Annotated in this window: 18 protein-coding genes; 7 read left to right on the forward strand and 11 right to left on the reverse strand. The window is 41.5% G+C overall.

The window, feature by feature from the left end:
* Positions 1–8 precede the first annotated feature (8 nt).
* From ACM0OP_RS19875 to ppsA, 4 genes are all read right to left on the reverse strand, one after another.
* The gene (locus ACM0OP_RS19875) at positions 9–305 is read right to left on the reverse strand and encodes a hypothetical protein (RefSeq protein WP_414530152.1); all 297 of its coding nucleotides are present in this window, start codon (positions 303–305) and stop codon (positions 9–11) included.
* 177 nt (positions 306–482) lie between these two features.
* Positions 483–818, reverse strand: coding sequence for a type II toxin-antitoxin system VapC family toxin (locus ACM0OP_RS19880; protein ID WP_414530153.1), 336 nt, complete (start codon positions 816–818; stop codon positions 483–485).
* A complete protein-coding gene (locus ACM0OP_RS19885) occupies positions 811–1,104 on the reverse strand; it encodes a hypothetical protein (protein ID WP_414530154.1) in 294 nt (97 codons plus the stop codon). Before ACM0OP_RS19885 ends, ACM0OP_RS19880 begins: the two co-directional genes overlap by 8 nt.
* Positions 1,105–1,291: 187 nt before the next feature.
* Positions 1,292–3,733 carry a phosphoenolpyruvate synthase gene (ppsA, locus tag ACM0OP_RS19890; protein WP_414530155.1) on the reverse strand — a complete coding sequence of 814 codons (2,442 nt, stop codon included), beginning with the start codon at positions 3,731–3,733 and terminating at the stop codon, positions 1,292–1,294.
* Between the two features lie 165 nt (positions 3,734–3,898).
* Between ppsA and ACM0OP_RS19895 the strand changes: the two genes are divergently transcribed.
* A complete protein-coding gene (locus ACM0OP_RS19895; RefSeq protein WP_414530156.1) occupies positions 3,899–4,303 on the forward strand; it encodes a hypothetical protein in 405 nt (134 codons plus the stop codon).
* Between the two features lie 75 nt (positions 4,304–4,378).
* Here the strand turns inward: ACM0OP_RS19895 and ACM0OP_RS19900 are convergent, their stop codons facing one another.
* Complete coding sequence (locus ACM0OP_RS19900) at positions 4,379–6,304, reverse strand: alpha-amylase family glycosyl hydrolase (protein ID WP_414530157.1); 1,926 nt, start codon at positions 6,302–6,304, stop codon at positions 4,379–4,381.
* A gap of 477 nt (positions 6,305–6,781) precedes the next feature.
* Between ACM0OP_RS19900 and ACM0OP_RS19905 the strand changes: the two genes are divergently transcribed.
* Positions 6,782–7,843 carry a tellurite resistance TerB family protein gene (locus ACM0OP_RS19905; RefSeq protein ID WP_414530158.1) on the forward strand — a complete coding sequence of 354 codons (1,062 nt, stop codon included), beginning with the start codon at positions 6,782–6,784 and terminating at the stop codon, positions 7,841–7,843.
* A 131-nt stretch (positions 7,844–7,974) separates the two neighbouring features.
* Here the strand turns inward: ACM0OP_RS19905 and ACM0OP_RS19910 are convergent, their stop codons facing one another.
* Entirely contained in the window at positions 7,975–9,189 is a 1,215-nt protein-coding gene (locus ACM0OP_RS19910; RefSeq protein WP_414527723.1) for an RNA-guided endonuclease InsQ/TnpB family protein, read from the reverse strand.
* Positions 9,190–9,355: 166 nt separating this feature from the next.
* On the reverse strand, positions 9,356–10,624 hold the full coding sequence (locus ACM0OP_RS19915; protein WP_414530159.1) for a competence/damage-inducible protein A: 1,269 nt from the start codon (positions 10,622–10,624) through the stop codon (positions 9,356–9,358).
* A 421-nt stretch (positions 10,625–11,045) separates the two neighbouring features.
* On the opposite strand from ACM0OP_RS19915, the gene ACM0OP_RS19920 reads away from it, so the two are divergent.
* Entirely contained in the window at positions 11,046–11,726 is a 681-nt protein-coding gene (locus ACM0OP_RS19920) for an HAD family hydrolase (RefSeq protein ID WP_414530160.1), read from the forward strand.
* Positions 11,727–11,790: 64 nt separating this feature from the next.
* Here ACM0OP_RS19920 and ACM0OP_RS19925 read toward each other — a convergent pair whose 3' ends face one another.
* Positions 11,791–12,951 carry a substrate-binding domain-containing protein gene (locus ACM0OP_RS19925; protein ID WP_414530161.1) on the reverse strand — a complete coding sequence of 387 codons (1,161 nt, stop codon included), beginning with the start codon at positions 12,949–12,951 and terminating at the stop codon, positions 11,791–11,793.
* A 162-nt stretch (positions 12,952–13,113) separates the two neighbouring features.
* On the opposite strand from ACM0OP_RS19925, the gene ACM0OP_RS19930 reads away from it, so the two are divergent.
* Complete coding sequence (locus ACM0OP_RS19930) at positions 13,114–13,536, forward strand: methyltransferase domain-containing protein (RefSeq protein WP_414530162.1); 423 nt, start codon at positions 13,114–13,116, stop codon at positions 13,534–13,536.
* Positions 13,537–13,760: 224 nt separating this feature from the next.
* The gene (locus tag ACM0OP_RS19935) at positions 13,761–13,970 is read left to right on the forward strand and encodes a TOBE domain-containing protein (RefSeq protein ID WP_414530163.1); all 210 of its coding nucleotides are present in this window, start codon (positions 13,761–13,763) and stop codon (positions 13,968–13,970) included.
* Between the two features lie 116 nt (positions 13,971–14,086).
* Here ACM0OP_RS19935 and modB read toward each other — a convergent pair whose 3' ends face one another.
* The 3 genes from modB to ACM0OP_RS19950 all read right to left on the reverse strand — a co-directional run bounded on the left by modB (position 14,087) and on the right by ACM0OP_RS19950 (position 17,883).
* On the reverse strand, positions 14,087–15,895 hold the full coding sequence (gene modB, locus ACM0OP_RS19940; RefSeq protein ID WP_414530164.1) for a molybdate ABC transporter permease subunit: 1,809 nt from the start codon (positions 15,893–15,895) through the stop codon (positions 14,087–14,089).
* A 112-nt stretch (positions 15,896–16,007) separates the two neighbouring features.
* Positions 16,008–16,802, reverse strand: a complete 795-nt coding sequence (gene modA / locus ACM0OP_RS19945; RefSeq protein ID WP_414530165.1) for a molybdate ABC transporter substrate-binding protein — start codon at positions 16,800–16,802, stop codon at positions 16,008–16,010.
* Between the two features lie 256 nt (positions 16,803–17,058).
* Positions 17,059–17,883 (reverse strand): sulfite exporter TauE/SafE family protein, encoded by an 825-nt coding sequence (locus ACM0OP_RS19950; protein WP_414530166.1) that lies wholly within the window; start codon positions 17,881–17,883, stop codon positions 17,059–17,061.
* Between the two features lie 412 nt (positions 17,884–18,295).
* Here ACM0OP_RS19950 and ACM0OP_RS19955 point away from each other — a divergent pair, with 412 nt between their 5' ends.
* Positions 18,296–18,538: a hypothetical protein gene (locus ACM0OP_RS19955; RefSeq protein ID WP_414530167.1), complete on the forward strand. Its 243-nt coding sequence runs from the start codon at positions 18,296–18,298 to the stop codon at positions 18,536–18,538.
* A 133-nt stretch (positions 18,539–18,671) separates the two neighbouring features.
* The coding region (locus ACM0OP_RS19960; protein ID WP_414530168.1) for a hypothetical protein at positions 18,672–18,874 on the forward strand (203 nt) is incomplete at its 3' end.

Consider the following 18,874-nt stretch of genomic DNA (forward strand, 5'->3'; position numbering starts at 1 on the left):
TAAAGTATTTATATCTTAATTAAGTGTACCTCATAACAGACGGAAGTGCTGTATAAGGTGATGTAGCGCCAAAAAGTTGATGCATCTTGAGTATCGGGAAATTTGGCCAGAGAAGTATTAATATTCCGGAAAATAAAGCTAATAGCGACATTAATCGCATTTACAGCTAATGCCAAAATTAGCAAGAGTGCCAATAGTCCCCTAGCTTGCCATTTTTGTTCCGAAAACCAGTAGGGTTTGACCAGCCTTAAAAATTTTGTCCATAACTCAGGGTCTAATTGTTTTGACGGTGTTGTTGTACTCATGATTATTTTTTTAAAACATAATATCTAACTCTAACTTTCTTTAATATAAAATGCGATTGACCCCTCGATTTTTCTTGACTTGTTATAGTTATTGAAATCGGAGAAAAGACTTTGTTGCATTCTTTTTTCCTATCGAATTACCTGAATTTCAGCGCCAATTGTCAGCTTTGTCCAAGCTCAATCTGCGGTAACAACCGTGCAGTGCATCTGTAATCCCAAGGCTAAACAGGCTCGATCTCCCAGAGATAACCCCTGGTGTTTGGTGACAGGTCGTAAGTGACCAGCTAAAGTACCTTGCACTTCATCAAAGGGGACAACCTGCAAATTCAACTCAGCTAAAATCTCTTGAATTTCCCCTTCAGGGATTCCCCAGTCTGTTAATTTCGCTACTAACTCGCTCAAGTTTACGGCGCTAACCACGGCTTTCGGCAACATCTTAGCAACAATACTGTGTACCGGTTCTTGGTTAACTAGCGCCAGTAATGCCGAAGCATCTAAAACAAAATTATTCACAGTTAGCCTCAGCACGGCGTTCAGCGATTAACTCGTCTACCAGAGATTCTCCTTCAGGTACATACTGCCGAACCCTGTTCTGTATTTTGGCCAGGGATGACCGCAGTTTTGCCATTTGCTCTTCCTCCTCTGGCGGAGATATAACTGTTTCTGACTCTGAGACCTGAGTTGTAGTTGCCAACAGGACAATTACCTGTACATCTGCGCCTTCAGGGCATTCTGGTGCTACTAGCTCAATTTTACCGCCTGTGCCGACTCTAACGGTCTGTTGTATTGCTCTTAACATGAATTTCTCCTCATAAGTTCTTCACATCCTTCAACTTTTTCCGTATTGCAGTAAATAAGTTCGGCTAGCTATCTATAGGAATCCTGTTTTATATTTGAAAACATACTTAGACTGAAAATCCCATTTTCTCAGGATTTAATTTAAAATTCTGTGCAGAAATCAGACAGGAGTCCTAATAGATATTTTTCTAGCTTTTTTGTTCTACTTTGGCAATTTCCAGCATGGTTTTTAATACCGAATCGGGATTGAGACTGATAGAATCAATTCCCTGTTCTACTAAAAACTGGGCAAATTCGGGATAATCGCTGGGTGCTTGTCCACAAATACCGATTTTGCGCTGATTTTTTTTCGCAGATTCTATGGCCATTTTTACCATGCGCTTCACGGCCTGACTGCGTTCATCAAATAACCGCGCCACCAAGGCTGAATCCCTATCTAGTCCTAATGTTAGCTGAGTTAAATCATTGGAACCAATGGAGAAGCCATCAAAAACCTCGGCAAACTCATCAGCCATAATTACATTACTGGGTAACTCGCACATTACATATACTTGCAAGTGGTTAACACCTTGTTCTAAACCATTTTTAGCCATTTCTGCTAAGACTAAACGCCCCTCATCGGGAGTACGACAGAAGGGAATCATGGGGATAACGTTGGTCAAACCCATTTCGTCCCGCACTCGTTTGATGGCTTGACACTCTAGGGCAAAGGCTTCTTGATATCCTGGATCATAGTAACGTGATGCACCCCGCCAACCCAGCATGGGATTTTCTTCTTTGGGTTCAAACTGCTGACCACCTAAAAGATTGGCGTATTCATTACTTTTGAAATCTGACATTCTGACAATTACTGGTTTAGGATAAAAAGCGGCGGCGATTCTGCCAATACCTTGGGCTAATTTATCGACAAAATATTGGGGTTTATCGTCATAAAGGGCAGTAATTTGATTGATTTTGATTTTGACTAATTCATCTTCTAGTCTTTCATGGTGAATTAAGGCCATGGGATGAATTTGGATTTGGTTAGCAATGATAAATTCTGTCCGGGCTAAACCTACGCCATCATTAGGAATTGCAGATAAACTTAATGCTTCTTGAGGATTACCCACGTTCATTAAAATTTGGGTACGGGTACGGGGTAAGTTCTCTAAAGCCACTTCTTTGATTTCAAAGGGTAATAAGCCAGAATAAACTTTACCTTCATCACCTTCGGCGCAAGAAATTGTGACTTCTTGACCTGTTTTTAAGATTCCTGTAGCGTTCCCACACCCGACGATTGCGGGTACTCCCAATTCTCGCGCAATAATAGCGGCGTGACAGGTGCGCCCTCCAGCATTGGTAATAATCGCCCCGGCGCGTTTCATGATTGGTTCCCAGTCGGGGTCTGTTCTTTCTGTGACTAATACATCTCCGGCTTGAAATTGTTCGATGTTATTGACATTTAAAATTAGCTTAACTTTACCTTGACTAATGGCTTCGCCTATGGCGCGACCAGTAAGTAGGGGATGGGGGGATTTTTCTGTTTTCAGGAAATGATAACTGCGTAATACGTTCCCTGTTTTCTGTGATTGAACGGTTTCGGGACGGGCTTGAACAATGAATAGTTGATTGGTAATACCGTCTTTTGCCCATTCAATGTCCATTGGGGAGTAATTACCGTGGGTTTGGCTGTAATGGTCTTCTATTAAACAAGCCCAATGTGCTAGTTGGAGAATTTCATTATCACTGAGGGCAAATTTAGTTTGGTCTATGTGGGAGACGGGGACATTTTTGGTATGTTTGGAACCGTCGTCATAAATCATTTTGAGTTCTTTACTGCCCAGTTTTTTATCGATAATGGGGCGAAAACCTGTTTTTAAGGTGGGTTTAAATACATAGTATTCGTCTGGGTTGACGGTTCCCTGGACGACGTTTTCCCCTAAACCGTAGGCGGCGGTAATGAGTGCTGCATCTTTAAATCCGGTTTCGGTGTCGATGGAAAACATGACTCCAGAGGTGGCTAGGTCAGAACGCACCATTTTTTGTACGCCGACGGCGAGGGCAATGCTAAAGTGATCAAATCCTTTGGTGTGGCGATAGGATATGGCGCGGTCGGTGAATATGGATGCAAAGCAACGATGACAAGCGGCGAGAACCCCTTGGACACTGACTACGTTTAAGTAACTTTCTTGCTGTCCGGCAAAACTGGCATCTGGGAGGTCTTCGGCTGTGGCGCTGGAACGGACGGCGACATCTGTATCTGTGTTGTATTTTTGACAGAGTTCCAGATATGCTGTGGCGATCGCATCCCGTAATTCTTCCGGAAACTGTGTATGCATGAGAAGCGATCGCGCTTTTTTCCCCCGTAATCGCAGATTTGTGACATCTTCCACATCTAGGTCTGCAAACAGTTCACGTAACTGTGGTTCTAAACCTGCTGACTGAATGAAATAGCGATAAGCATAAGCCGTGGTAGCAAAACCTGTGGGAACATTAACCCCTTGGGGTGTCAATTGTTGAATCATTTCCCCTAGTGAGGCATTTTTCCCACCTACTAGCGGGATATCTGTAATTCCAACTTCATCAAACCAGAGAATCAGCGATCGCCCTTTATCAGATTGAGTCAATGTGTTTTGAGATACTGTAACCATTTGTATTACCTCTCAAGTGGACGCTCTGGTTTTATGGGATATTTTCCCCATACTCAATTCTAGATTTAACATTTAGTATCGTGCTATGAGATGCAAGGTGAGAGTTACGAAAATTCACCATTTTCCCAGATAATAAGGATATTAACACCCTTAATTTAGTAGAAAATGGCGCAACTAGAACGACTCCTACAAATGGCAGAAGATGAACTGACTGAATATAGTAGTGATGCCCGCAAAATTGAAAAAATGCGCCGTAAAATCAGTTTATCTGTATCAGTAGCAGAACAACAGCAAGTTAAAGTAGAATTATTAGCTACTATGAAGCCTAGTATGATTACTAATATTATCGAAGAACAAAGGCAAGCCGCAGCCTTACCCTTTTGGGGAATTGCGGGATTGGGGTTATTATTCGGAATTTCTCTGAATCAGCCTGTGCTTTTATTAGTAGGTGGGGTGGGGACTGTCGCCGCTTTCAGAATCCAAAAGTGGGGTTGGAAATTACAGGCCAAGCGTTTATTGTTACAAACCTTAGAAGACATTGAAGCGCGAATATCCCAACCCAGTAAATAGTCCCCACTCCCCACACTTCCCCCACTTCCCCCACTCCCCACACTCCCTACTCCCCACTCCCTACTCCCTACTTAACTAAGATTCCCGCCCTGATGCCCAGGTATCACGCCATTTTACAGTGCCTTCTTTGGCAATTACCCAACGGCGATTGACGAGATTTTCCCACAGAGGCGATCGCCCTTCACGCCACATAGCATACTTATAACTAATCAAGTTACCAGTGCTTTCATCAAAGGGAATCTCTGCAAACCAGGTGTTAGAGTTGATGTACTCTAGGGGATAAGCCTTGCTGATATCCCAGTTACCTAACTCTGGACAGTCTCCAGTCACTACAATGGTTTCACCTGGTTGGGTATATACGCCATTCAGTTGTACCCGCACGATAGTTTGCCCTTTGATGCGTCCCCCAACGTGGCTAAAAATAATCACTCCCCGTTCTGCCAGTGGTAAATTATTAATTTTACCGTCTTTGACTTTATACTTATTGCGAGTGATCAAACAGAAATGTTCGCCATCAGGTAGTTCTGTTTCTATTTCTGGTAAAGTCACCTCTCCACCCCGGTTGAGTGCCACAAAACATACAGACTCACGATAACGGCGGATATAGCAGTAAACATCTGGGGTGAGGTATTTTTGCCACTGACTACCCATTGATATCGCCGGATTCAACCGCCGTAAGCCAGACAGCAAGCGCAGGACACGATAAATTTCAGTTTCAGTATCCCACTTGTCCATCATCGGGCGGTTGTAGGGGTCGTTACCGCCATCAGTATCATCGTGCAGATACTGTTCTGTGCCGTAATATATACAAGGAATACCACGAGCTGTCATGATCAGAGCGATCGCCACCTTCAACATTGCTGGATCAGGATTCAGCGACTGAAAGCGGCACATATCATGGTTATCGATGAAAGTGATTAACTCAGTCGCCCCATTGTAGCGATAATCCTGGTCAAAAATCTCTTGAATGCCCTGGAATCCGTTTTCTGCACCCTGTGCTAACGCCGAACGAATCGCCATGCACAGCCCAAAATCTAGCACAGTCATTCCTGAGTTATTGGCAAATTCTACAGATAGATCATCGCTGGGATGGTTATAAATCCATTCACCAAAAATAAATACATCTGGCTTGTGATTGCTGATATCACCAGTAAATTCTTGCCAAAACCAGATCGGCATATGCTTGACAGTATCTACCCGTAGTGCATCAACACCCCGGTCTAGCCATTGTTTAATTGCTGACTTGATATACTGCCGATATTCACTATTATTTTCATTGAAAGTCGCCAAACCTGCCAATTCACAATTTTGTACTTGCCAATCATCTTCCCAGTTTTGCACTTCCCCATAATGGTGATACCAGTGATTAACATCATCATTAAAGTCAGCAATCTTCACGCCATCATCATATAGTTCCCCCTTACTACCATTAGTATCGGGGCTACTGTGGTTGCAGACAATATCCAGCACCAGCTTCATCTTGCGTTTGTGCAGTTCGGCAATTAACCGATCAAATGTCGTATCTTTGGTTTCTTGGGTTGCGTTTAAAGAAGGATTATCGCCGTTCGCAATGTAACGCGGATTGATGCGCTTAAAGTCTTTTGTCCAATAACCATGCATTGCCGCATTGCTAATAAATAAATCGTCCACTTGTTCAAACAGCGGAGTTAACCACACAGCAGTCACTCCCATATTTTTCAGGTAGTCCAACTTATCGATGACACCTTGCAAGTCGCCACCCCAGTATTTACCCCAGTCTTGTGCAGTACCATCGTAAAGGTCAGCGTTAGTACCCTTGCTGTTCTCTGGATCACCTTCATGGAACCGATCTACCACCAAAAAGTAAATAGTTTCCTGGCGAAACTCCACGTCTCTAGTATAAAGAAACTCCAAATCAATTTCAGTGTCTGATGCTGATGTTGCCATCAGATGTTCTATTTCTTTAGTAGAAGAATCGACTTGATATTGGTCTTTTGAGGACTTGGATGGCGGATTTACCATAGCAAATGCAAAATTTTATGAAAGTGAAAGTTTGCAGAAACATAATTACACGGTAAAACATACCATGTATCAGTACAAACAAGAGTATTATGCCATCCTGCTGTTGGTATAGAAATCTATCTTTAGCTAGTTGATAATTCTACCCCTAGATGAGATTAATTCGCCAGATGATTAAAGCAAAAGATGATTACCGCTATAGTAATTGAATTGTAGAGTAAGTATTGAGGATAAAATATTCAAGCATCCGCAGCTGACTTAAGATCACAAGACTAGTAAAACCATCCCCATTTTTTATATGAATCATCTTTTGAATAGGTAAATGAGGAGTTGGACTCAAGCTGAACTGGACTCAACTGAATTGGTACTGTAGTTAGTCCCAAAAAAGCGAAACTTTTATACAGAAAGTGCGCTGCATTAGTAAACTGACCATTGTTAATTTTAAACCGTTAGCACAAGTAGAAAAAAGAGGTAGTAATTGTGACTCAATATGACAAGATTTTTAATTCCACCAAGACCACAGAAGAATCACTCAGTCCAGAAGAAGCGGTAGCTGCGATCGCAGTTGTCACAGAAATGGCGGATTTGTCCATAGATGAAGTCGATGGCGAAATTTTAGCAAGTATCCTTTGGGACTTTGAAGTTTTTGAAGACTATTCAGAAGATGAAATCGCCAAAATAGTGGATAAACTCATTGGAATTGCCGAAAAAGACGGACTGGGAACCCTATTTAACATCGCCAGTAAAAACCTCTCTGATGAACTAGTTCTAGATGCTTTTGCCGTCGGCGTAATGGTGATGATAGACGAAGATGATTTAATCATCCCCCAACAGAAACATCCCTATCTGAAACGGTTACAGCAAGCCTTAGACCTAGAAGATGAAGAAGCCCATGAAATCATCCAAGAAGTAATTGCGGCCTATCAAGAAGCAGAAAACGAAATTTACCTAGATGATGAAGACGATACACCCATAGTCAGAGATTACGGCGACGAGGTATACGAATCCCCATCTGGTAACTTTTCTGTCCCCATTCCCGTTGATCCGCAGCAAGGAGGTAAAGTAGAAAGTCAAGACGGGAAAGTCGGCTTTTTTGATCACTTCGGTACTATGCTGAGAATCGATTATTACCTGATATCTTCAGAACAATTAGAAGAAGTAGAATCTATTGGACAAGAAGAATATTTGCAATCAATTTTACTCAACAAGTATGTGCCAGAAACGATTTTTACTAATATGCCCAGAGCAGAGGTGAGATATACTGAGTATTTAAAAGATGCCTTTGAAGGATCTTATTTTGCCCTGATTGATATGCCCCAGGGGTCAACAATTTCCCAGTCAACAAACAATGGCACAGCAGCTAGGCTAGATGCATACCGAGGACTGTTGGCATTTATGCACTCTAACTATTTATATATAGTTAGCAGTCAGCACAGCTTTTTTAATGGTGAAAAACCAACTGCTATTAAAGAAGAAGCCGAAGATATTAAGGAGAATATTTTAGAGTTTGTCGAAACTATAGACTTCATAGAGACAGAATAACAAAACCCCCTAATACCAATTATTTGTATAGAGACATCAACGCTGCGGTCAACATAAAAAATGAAGGTTTGCGACTTTTGGTGTTAGGAACTAGCATCTCTACACAAGGAGGGGATTTGACACTCCCCGACCTAAAGGTACGAGGATTCTTGCTTCTTAGGGATTCCAATGAATTTACCCTCTGCAAGCATCTTGACCGTATGCCCTACGGCTGCAAGTCCACTAACTAGAACTACTTGAGCGGCTGCAACATCTCTATCAGTGGTATAGCCGCAATTCGAGCAAACATGAGTACGTTCTGATAATTCTTTTTTACCTGTCTCAACACCACAGTTAGGACAGATTTGGCTTGTTTTCCGTGCATCTACTTTTTGAAAATAGACATCACGCTTAAAACAAGTTTGTTCAAGAATATTAAAGAATTGACCGAACCCAGCATCCAGGCAATGTTTACCCAGCATTCCACGGGACAAGCCAACTAAATTCAAATCCTCAACAAACACCATCCCGGCGCTGTCACAAATTTGGTGAGACAGCTTTCTGTGCCAATCTTTACGACAATTAGCAACGTACTCATGCAATGAAGCAACTTTCTTTTGTGCTTTTTTCCAATTGTTCGAGCCTAATCGTTTTCTCTTGACACGCTGTTGCAGCAATTTCAGCTTGCGTTGGGCATCGACAAAAAACTTCGGACGCTTGACTAAAAGACCATGAGAAGTGGCAATAAAATTTGTTAGCCCGACATCTATTCCTACTGCTTCCCCCTGTGGCATGGGTTGGGGTAGACTAACATCCCACTGGATAGTTAACATTACGTACCATCCAGAAACACGCTTGACTACACGGGCTTGTTTTATTACTCCCCCATCTGGGATTGAACGGGATTGGCGGAATTTAACCCAACCAATTACAGGTAGGTTAATTCTCCCATCACTTAATCTATCCCCCTTCATTTGCGGGAAGACAAAACTACGCATCTTTCCAGATTTTTTAAATCTAGGAAATCCATGATTTTGTTCCCACATACTTGTGAATGCGGTTTCAAGTCGTTTTAACGTTTGTTGCAAGACCTGAGATTGTACCGATTTGAGATCAGGATTAGTCCTTTTCGCGTCGGTTAATGATTTGCATTGACTAGAGTAGGTGGGACGGGGAGTCTCGGCAGTAATGATGTATTCAGAGCGGAGGGAACAAGCATTAACCTGACAACTACGAGATTTATACCAATCTTTACGTTCGCGCAAAGCATAGTTATAGACTCGACGATTAATCTCAAGCCATTGCTCAAAAGTATGCGATTGTTTTCGAGTCGGTTTGAGTTTAAATTCGTAGGTTAGGTTAAACACTTTTATCACCTCTTGGGTAGATTATAGATTATGTTTACCTATCGCTACAATGAAATATAAAAAAATGCTCAAATAAAAAGCCGTCCTAGAAGAACGGGGCTTTAAACCCACTATTTTCGGTAAAAAATCCACCCAGTCTGAGGCAGTCCCCAATGAGTTGGGAAGCCTACACTGTAAGCGATAGGATCGGTGTAAGTAATTTACGTCGCAGTAAATCCAACGCCGTATTTGCACTCACATAACGAATTAAATCACGTCCGCGCATAGCGCCAAAGCGATACTCAAAACTTGCCACTTGATCCTTTAGCCCGGCTAAACCAATGTAAACCAAACCCACTGGCTTAGTCTCCGTTCCACCACTGGGGCCAGCAATACCAGTAATACTTAAACCCCAAGATGTGGAGAGGCGAGTTTTTACCCCCAGCGCCATTTGTTCTGCAACAATAGGACTCACAGCTCCAAATTTATCTAAGTCCTCTGGGTTAACGCCCAGTAAATTGACTTTTACAGAATTATCATAGGAAATTACCCCGCCCCAGAAATAGTCAGAACTACCAGAAATATCAGTTAACATCTGCCCTAATCCACCACCAGTACAAGACTCTGCCACTGAGAGAGTTTCCCCTGATAAACGTAAGAGATCACCAACTACAGAAGCTAAAGTCTGATCATCAACACCGTAATAATCTAATCCAGCAATATCTTTTAACTGTTTCTCCACAGGGGAAATCAAAGCCTCAGCAGCAGTTGCTGAATCAGCTTTGGCAGAAATGCGTAATCTTACTTCACCTTTACCCGCATAAGGGGCGACTGTGGGATTAGGTAGGTTAAAGTAAGGTGCAACTTTTTCGGCTAATGCAGATTCACCAATACCCCAAAACCTTAAACTCCGACTGTAAATAATCTCCTGTCCCCAACCTTGATTTTTGAGAAATGGTACTGCTGTATCTGTCCACATCCGGTGCATTTCGGAGGGGACACCAGGAAAGGTAAAAATTGTGATTTCGGGGCGGGGTTGCCAAATAATCCCCGGTGCTGTGCCAGTGGGATTGGGTAAAATTTCTGCACCTTGGGGAATTAATGCTTGTTTGCGGTTTGTGGGGGACATGACCCGGCCACGTTGGGCAAATTTCTCGGTGATATCTTGAATGATTTCTGGATGTTCTACCAGGGGAACGCCAAAAAAATCGGCGATGGTTTCACAGGTGAGGTCGTCTGGTGTGGGTCCAAGACCACCAGTAAAAATGAGTATTTGGCTTCTTGATATCGCAATTTCTATAACTTTTTTTAATCGTTCTGGGTTATCGCCAACTACTGTTTGGTAGTAGTGGGGTATCCCTAGTTGGGCTAATTGTTGCGCTAAATATCGGGAGTTACTGTTGAGGATATCCCCTAGTAAGAGTTCTGTACCAACACAAATGATTTCTGCACTCATTAGAGATGAAAGGGAGGAAAGAAAGGGCTGTATTGTACAGTAGCAAATTATTTGTCACTGTTGATATTAAGATTATGAGGCTCACGCAGAGGAGCGGAGAGGGGAAGTGGAGAAATATGTTTTGTTGGGGATGACTATTTTATATTTGTTAAATTTATATTTGGTTATCCGGAAATTTGTTGTAATTTTTCTAAGTTGATTTTTTTGTAAGAGTTGTTTTGGAGGGTTGCAGTTTTTTTGGGATTGTTTTTTGTCGTGGTAGAATGTTTTTTTCTGATGTACGCTATTACTTGTTTAACTTGGGGTAAAATTTAGCAACAGAGTTTTCTTTTTTTGATTCGCTGATATATTGACTTGGCTATGCTAAGGATGAGAAATGAGGCGATATGGTTAAATTTTTACAAGCATCAAGGCGTTGAATGTGTTATCAAGTTACCGAGCCGTAATTTTTGACATGGATGGTCTGCTGTTTGATACGGAAAGTATCGCTCGCTGGGCTTGGAAGCAGGCTTTAAAAAGTCATGGTTATAGGATGAGCGATGATTTATATATGGAGTTTGTGGGGCGAGATTTGACATGGCGGGAAACATTACTTAAAAAAATTTACGGTGAGGATCTGCCATTTGAATCTGTGACTCTGGAACGGATTAAAGTTGGTGATGAGCGGGAATTGGGAGAGGGTTTACCAATGAAGCCGGGGGTTTTAGATTTATTGCAGAGACTGAATGATTTGGGTGTGATGATCGGATTAGCGACGGGAACGGCTCGAAGTAGAGCAATTCGACGTTTAACAAATGCCGGGATTGATCAATATTTCAGGACTATTGTCACTAGTGAGGATGTGGAGGAGGGTAAACCTGCACCAGATATTTTTCTGGAAGCTAGTCGCCGTCTGAATGTTGATCCTCTGCGGTGTGTGGTTTTTGAGGATTCTTTTGTAGGTGTGGAAGCGGCTTTTGCGGCGGGGATGTGTCCGATTATGGTTCCGGATATTGAAGAACCATCTGCTGAAATTAGAGGTTTGGCTTATCGAGTTTTGCACTCTCTGGAGGAATCGAGGGAATTATTGGCGGAATTATTTGGAGAACCGATTAAAAATTAAGCAGGGGGAGAAGAGGCAGGGGGGCAGGGGGCAGGGGGCAGGGTGCAGGGGGGAAAGATAACTGTTAACTGTTCACTGATTTAATGATTTTAGGTTCAATGGTGGCGACTACTTCCCCTGTTTGACTGGTGTTATAACCGCCTATGGCTTCTAGCTGTGAGAGGACTCGCCGATGTCCTAATGTACCAAGTAGTTTTTGGACTGGGGGTTCATCTAGGTATGTTTTGAGAACTGCTAAATCATATCTGGATTGTTGTAAAGGGATGAATCCTAAACCGAAGGCGGCGGCTACGGATGCGGTGCTGATTCCAGATGCAACTTTACCGGTGGCTACTGCTTGGGCTACTTCTAGATGTCCGTGGAAGATGTGATCAAATCCTTTGATGGCTGAAAATGGTATATTTGCATTTTGGAGCGATCGCTCTAAGACTTGACGACTACCTGAACCTTCTTCTCGGTTGGCAATGGTGACACCTGGTTGGGCTAAGTCTGCAATAGTTTTCAATCCCAGGGGATTATTGGGCTGAGTTAATATTCCTTCTTCCCAAACCCCCAAGTTAATTAAGACGGCGGGCGTATCTTGCAGAACGGAACGGACAAAGGGAGTGTTATATTCTCCTGTGTGGGGATCATATAGGTGCATCCCGGCAAAGTGAACTTCTCCCCGGCGCAGTCGATGCAATGCGGTCATGCTGTTATCTAATGTCCAGTGTACTCTGAGGTTGGGATGCCAACGTTCCGCCGCCCGCGCCCAGAGGGATAAGGCTGGCGCACAACCTGCTAAAATGACTGTGGAATGGAGATTTCCGGGGTCATCTAGTAATTGTACTTGAATTGTATCGCTACCGGGTAGGCGATCGCCTTCTCCATCAGCTGGGATCATTTCTGTCCGAAAAGCATTTCCACCAATTAAGGGATGAGCAATCCATTGATTACCTACTTGTGCCAAAATTAGTCGCAGTCTTTGACCTAATGGCACATTATAGGCTGGGACTGCTGTTATTTCTGGTAAATCTTGCTCTAACCAAAATAAATCTTCTACTTGACAGCCTAAAGCTTTTGCTAATCTCAGGGCGATGGTGGTGGATGGTGCATATTGTCCTGACTCGACACCGCTAATAGTTTGACGGGTAACATTAGCTAGGTTAGCCAAGTCTTGCTGACTCATACCTAAGCGGATTCTGGTTTGCTTTAATTTGTTGCGAAGTTCGTCCTGTTTTACCACGTCTGAGTTTTAAATTAGCGTGAATCTATCTATTAAGACATTAACAGTTTTCTGGATCACAGGTATAGTCATTCCTATTCAAGTGAGGTATGGGCAGTAATAATTAAACGCAGATGGACGCAGATAAACGCCGATAATTTTGGAGTTTATGGTCTTGTTGTCTTGGCGATCGCACTGGAATGTATATTTGCTTTTCCCAGTAGAAAAATCTTCTTTAAAGAAGTGAGAAAAAACCTGAAGCCAGGGGGTAAATTAATAGTCGTAGATTTTCTGATTAACGATAAAATCAACAACCTGTGGCAAAAGTTAGAAACACGAGTCTTAAATCATCTCATCACTGATACCTATGGCTCAAAAGCTACACAAAATATAAATTTTATTAGTTTGCGAGATTATCAAGAAATTGCCCAAAATACAGGTTTTCAACTAGAAAAAGTAGTTAATATCAACAAAAACGTCCAGCCTACCTATCCAGTAATCAACAAGTTAATTGTTAAGAGTTTCAGTGATTGGATTACAGCCACAGGCTTAGAATACTTTAGTTTATCCGACCTGATTAGTTACGAAATTTTAGTATTCCAATAGCCAGAGAAATCAAACCCAAGCTCTAATTATCATGACTCTCTGCGTCTCTGCGTGCAACAAACTCATATTCCGAATCCGCAACGTCAGATTCTTGCAATCGGGAGCATTTCACTAGCTACAGTGCATCTTTAGTAGAAAAATCTAAAAAAAATCTGGAGCTTTAGCAAGCATAGTTAACTAAATACTACAATTCTTGCTAAGTATTGGAAAAAAAGGATTAAAACATGAAAGTTAGTGCGCGTAATTCTCTCAAAGGTAAAGTTAAGGAAGTTACACCGGGAACAGTCAATGCAGAAATTGTGATTGAAATTGCGCCCGGAGTTGAAGTTACTTCAATTATTACCAAGTCTTCTTACGAAAGTATGGGAATAGAAGTGGGTAAAGAAGTATATGCAATTGTGAAATCCACTGATGTTTTGATTGGTGTTGATTAATAATTAAAAGTTTGTCGTGAGGACTTCAGTCCTCATACACCAATTTTTACAGCGAATTGCTGCGGTTTTGGCAAAACAGGAATAAAGTCCTGACTACGAGCGAATATAACTTTGTTTTATTCTGGCATTACAAATAGTTTATTCATATCTAAACGCACATACCAAGGGAAAGGCTTGTCTTTGATATTTACCCATTTTTCTTTAAATACTTCCGCCTGTAAGTGATAATCATGACTTTTATTTTTTGCATTGTGCAGTCGTAAATATAACGTCATGCGGTGCGGTGTTTCCCGCTTCCTAACTAACCAACAGGGAAAGGTATTTTCTGCATTCGGGTCACTGGTAAAGCTGAGATGATGGGCGCGAATACCTATATAAACTGCTGACTGAGGTAAGGGTTCGGTAACTTTTAGGGTACAGTCCCAATCTAAGGCTTGCACTTGATTACTAGATATTACTTTGACTGGGGAAAAGTTTTTGCAACCTGTTAACTGCGCGACTGTGTAACTATTGGGATGATCGAAAATATTTTGTTTATCATCGTTAGCAATAATTTGTCCTTGGGACATGACTAACAACTGTTGACAGACTTCATAGGCTTCTTCTAAATTATGGGTAACAAATAATGTCACCCCTGCATAAGTGCTGAGAGTTGCAATTAATTGTTCTTGTAATTGATACCGCAGATATGTATCTAGGGCTGAAAAGGGTTCATCTAATAGTAATGCTTCTGGTTGAATTGCTAAAGCCCTGGCTAAAGCTACCCTTTGTTGCTGTCCCCCAGAAAGTTGATGCGGATAGCGATTTTCTAATCCTTCTAACTGCACTGCTATTAGTTGCGCCTGTACTTGCTGCTGAATGGCTAATTTTGATAAGGTTTTAGGTAAGCCAAAAGCTATATTTTGCATTACAGTCAGATGGGGGAATAAAGCGTAATTCTGCATTAAGAAACCAATGCGGCGATCGCGTGATGGTAAATTAATTCCTTTTTCAGAATCAAATAATACTCGCCCATTTAAAATAATAGTTCCTTTGGTCGGGGTTTCGATGCCCGCAATACAACGCAAAATCATACTTTTTCCAGCCCCGGAACCGCCTAAAAATCCCAAAGTGTTACTCTGTGCGCTAAAACATACTTGCAATCGAAAACCGGGAAGTTTTTTGGTAATATCAACAAATAGTCCTGATAAATCCGTTTGATTTGAGGTTTCACATTTCTGAAAATCCTGATTTTTCATTCCTTGGGGGAATGGGGAATTTCGTTGTTTTTGCTGTCCTCGGTTTTCTTGCCACAAGTTAACTCCTATAATCCCAGATAAGGAAATACTCATGATGGCGATCGCCCAAAACCAAGCTTCATTCATCGCCCCCGCTTCCACAGCAAAATATATGGCCATGGGGATAGTTTGAGTCTGTCCAGGGATATTACCAGCTAACATTAAAGTTGCGCCAAATTCACCCAAAGCCCGCGCAAAAGCTAAACTTGTGGCGGCGACAATTCCCGGAAATGCGAGAGGTAAACTAATACGCCAAAAGATGGTGGATTCAGACGCACCCAGGGTTCTGGCTACTCGTAAAAGATTACCATCGATTTGTTCAAAGGCTCCCAAGGCGGTTTTATACATGATGGGAAAGGCGACAACTGTGGCGGCGATCGCAGCACCATACCAAGTAAACACAATGCTTAAATCAAAGGGTTGCATTAGTTTACCTACAGGACCATTTCTGCCAAAAAATAGCAAAAGTAAAAAGCCCACAACTGTAGGTGGTAGAATCAATGGAGCAATAAATATTCCTTCAATTAATGATTTGCCTTTCCCTCGATATCCTAACATCCAGTAAGCTGTGGCAATCCCTATAAAAAAGGTAATAACTGTGGCTAGTAAGGAAGTTTTTAGTGATATCCATAGGGGTGATAAATCCATAGTCTTATTAAACAACTGTGAATGGCAAAAATTTTATGAAGAACTTTCGCGTAACGTGCGCGAAGTGCATACCGTCAAGGTCGCCAAGGGAAGAGAGAAAAAGGAAATGTGATTAATTTACTATGAATCCGTATTTTTTTAGTACAGCTTTGGCTTGATTGCTGGATAGAAATTCTAAAAATTGTTTAGCAGCCGGAATATTTTTACTGCTTTTAATTACTGCCATTGGATAAACAATTGGTGAGTGAAATTTTTCATCGGCAGCAACTACAACTTTTACTTTATTAGAAATTTTGGCATCTGTGGCGTAAACTAAACCTGCATCAGCGTTGCCACTTTCTACTGCTGCTAGGACTTGACGCACATTGTTAGCTAAAACTAGTTTAGATTTGATTTGATCAAAAATTCCCAATTGTTTGAATACCTGGTCGGCGTATTGTCCTGCGGGTACACTTCTGGGTTCTCCTACGGCAATTCTTCTAACTCTGGCATCTCTTAAATTAAAAAAGCTATTAATCCCAGTGCTGTTATTCGGCACAATCAAAACTAAGCGGTTATTTGCTAGGTTGCTACGAGTACCTGGGACTAACATTCCTTTTTGTTCTAGTGCATCTACTTGTCTTCTAGCCGCAGAAATAAAGATATCTGCTGGTGCGCCTTGTTCAATTTGCTGCTGTAATGCGCCGGAAGCCCCGAAGTTATATCTGATATTGACGTTTGGTTGAGTTTGTTGGTAAAGGGGCTGAATTTCTTCTAGTACATCTTTTGTACTCGCAGCCGCAGACACCAGTAAATTCACGTTTGACTGTGCTGTTAAGGGAGTGGGGGTTATTAAAGGTAAGGCGATCGCCAGCAAACAGCTAGTAAGTGCCATACCAATCAAGGCCAGAATCTGTTTTTTATTCATATTTTTATTTGTGCTATGTAACTAAAGTGTCAAGGCTGTTGAAAGCCTTATTGTTTGTATTTACACATGAACTTAGTTTTAATTCTGTAGCAAGGATAACTGACGTAATGCCAGAATAAATGCTTTTACCTGGAATCAAAAGATAAAACCCAGCCTTTTCCCAAGCATCAGGACTGGGTGATGTACTCAAACCTAGTGTTTTCAGTAAATTTAGCCTTTGGCAAGTTATTTTACTTAAAGCAAAAATATTTACTGTCTAAGCAGTATGAGATTTGACTTTGTGAAATACCCTAAACGCAGAGATATTTAAAATTACCCCTAAAATTATTTTCAGTATGGGTACAGGAATAATACCCACTAGCATTCCCCCAATGATCGCCCCGATAATTGAGCCAACCCCCATCGGTGCTACGGTATTTTTTAAGATGGTGCGATCTCTAAAAGCGCCTCTATTGGCATATTTAATCACGCCAACTAACACAGTAGGGAAGCTAATTAACAGGCTGGCTGTACCTGCTGTGCGAATATCTACACCAAAGGCAAAAACTAAAGTGGGAATAATTATCTCACCACCTGCAACCCCCAGTAAACTGCTGACTAATCCAATTGCTAGCCCAAACAGAATCCCGGCGGGAATGTTCCAGGATGTGGGGAGTAAGGCGGGTATTTCTTGGGGCAGAAAAGCCTCAATTATCAAGGCGATACCAATTATTACCAATAGCCAGAGAATAATTCGCTCTAGCTGTTCGTTGGAAAGTCTGCTGGCCATTGTCGCCCCAAAAAAGGCCGTAATAACTGCACCAGCAATTAAGGAGAGGATGACAGGTAGCAAGGGGATGACTAAATCGAAGGAAAGCAAACTACCCCGAATTGCTAAGGATGCAGCAATTGAAATCAAGCTAACTGCAAGATTTACAGGTACAGCTTGCTGTGCTGAATAGCCCAAGGTGCTGGCTAGGACTGGAAGGCGAAATTCTGCACCCCCTAAGCCAATTAGCCCTCCTAATATGCCTATGGGTACTGAGTACAGAAAGGATAATTGCAAACGCTTGATTTGTGGAGAGGAATTATGCTCTTTCATTGTTATGTTGATGTCTGCCAAGCTACTTGTTTGTATTTACACATGAATCGAGTTTTTGTTCTGTAGCAAGGATAGCTGACATTTCGCCAAAATCAATGACTAGGGGCTTTTTTAACGCAAAGGTACGCTGAGGATCTATGCTTAGCTATGAAATTTCAGGGAGAATTAGTAGAGTTTTATTCTTCATAATCCTAATTTATAAGAGGATGTTTTATCTATAAAATGTTTTTTTGTCGGACTTAATGTATTTTCAAAGCTAGACAATAAGCATGATTATAAGTCTTTTTAAAGCAGTTTTTGTCCTTGACTTTTAGGAATTGCATGAATAAAAATAGCAGTAACAGTTAAGGGAACAGAACTTAATTGTTAACCACTAAAAAACCAAGTAGCTAATACTTAAGGAGCAAATAACGTGGCTAATATCACTCTTTCTGAATTAAACCATGCTGGCGTGGAATTGTTTCAAGATTCTGAAAGTTTCTTCAGTGAATTAAAAGATGTAGATGCAATCTCTGGTGGTAGCTACGGATACGGCGGTGGCGGTAGCTATGTCAGCGATATGTCTTTTTTAACTAAGTTAGCTGAGGTGTTTGTCGGTACTTATGCTATTGGTCATATTACCTACTTGGCTAAGTCAATCAGCTCTGGTTGGTAATGACTTTCATAGTTTCATTTAATTAGTAGTTCAGCATGGTATGGGAATTGAGGCTATCTCTATTGATATCATGCTGTACTTTAAGTCAATCAGTTTGTACACTTTGACAACCAATAATTGAGGAGCAAATACAATGGCTAATATTACTCTTTCTGAATTAAACAACGCTGGTGTGGAATTGTTTCAAGATTCTGAAAGTTTCTTCAGTGAGTTACAAGATGTAGATGCTATCTCTGGTGGTAGCAGTGGCAGTCAACCCTATTTCAGCGATATGTCTTTTCTAACTAAGTTAGCTGAGGTGTTTGTCGGTACTTATGCTATTGGTCATATTACCTA

It is taken from the genome of Nodularia chucula CCY0103 (assembly GCF_963923915.1).
GTDB classification, from domain to species: Bacteria; Cyanobacteriota; Cyanobacteriia; order Cyanobacteriales; family Nostocaceae; genus Nodularia; species Nodularia chucula.

Excerpts from the sequence above, each read along its gene's own strand:
- ACM0OP_RS19875 (WP_414530152.1), bottom strand. The coding sequence starts at position 305 with ATGAGTACAACAACACCGTCAAAACAATTAGACCCTGAGTTATGGACA.
- ACM0OP_RS19885 (WP_414530154.1), bottom strand. The coding sequence starts at position 1,104 with ATGTTAAGAGCAATACAACAGACCGTTAGAGTCGGCACAGGCGGTAAA.
- ppsA (WP_414530155.1), bottom strand. The coding sequence starts at position 3,733 with ATGGTTACAGTATCTCAAAACACATTGACTCAATCTGATAAAGGGCGA.
- ACM0OP_RS19895 (WP_414530156.1), top strand. The coding sequence starts at position 3,899 with ATGGCGCAACTAGAACGACTCCTACAAATGGCAGAAGATGAACTGACT.
- ACM0OP_RS19900 (WP_414530157.1), bottom strand. The coding sequence starts at position 6,304 with ATGGTAAATCCGCCATCCAAGTCCTCAAAAGACCAATATCAAGTCGAT.
- ACM0OP_RS19915 (WP_414530159.1), bottom strand. The coding sequence starts at position 10,624 with ATGAGTGCAGAAATCATTTGTGTTGGTACAGAACTCTTACTAGGGGAT.
- ACM0OP_RS19935 (WP_414530163.1), top strand. The coding sequence starts at position 13,761 with ATGAAAGTTAGTGCGCGTAATTCTCTCAAAGGTAAAGTTAAGGAAGTT.
- modB (WP_414530164.1), bottom strand. The coding sequence starts at position 15,895 with ATGGATTTATCACCCCTATGGATATCACTAAAAACTTCCTTACTAGCC.
- modA (WP_414530165.1), bottom strand. The coding sequence starts at position 16,802 with ATGAATAAAAAACAGATTCTGGCCTTGATTGGTATGGCACTTACTAGC.
- ACM0OP_RS19950 (WP_414530166.1), bottom strand. The coding sequence starts at position 17,883 with ATGAAAGAGCATAATTCCTCTCCACAAATCAAGCGTTTGCAATTATCC.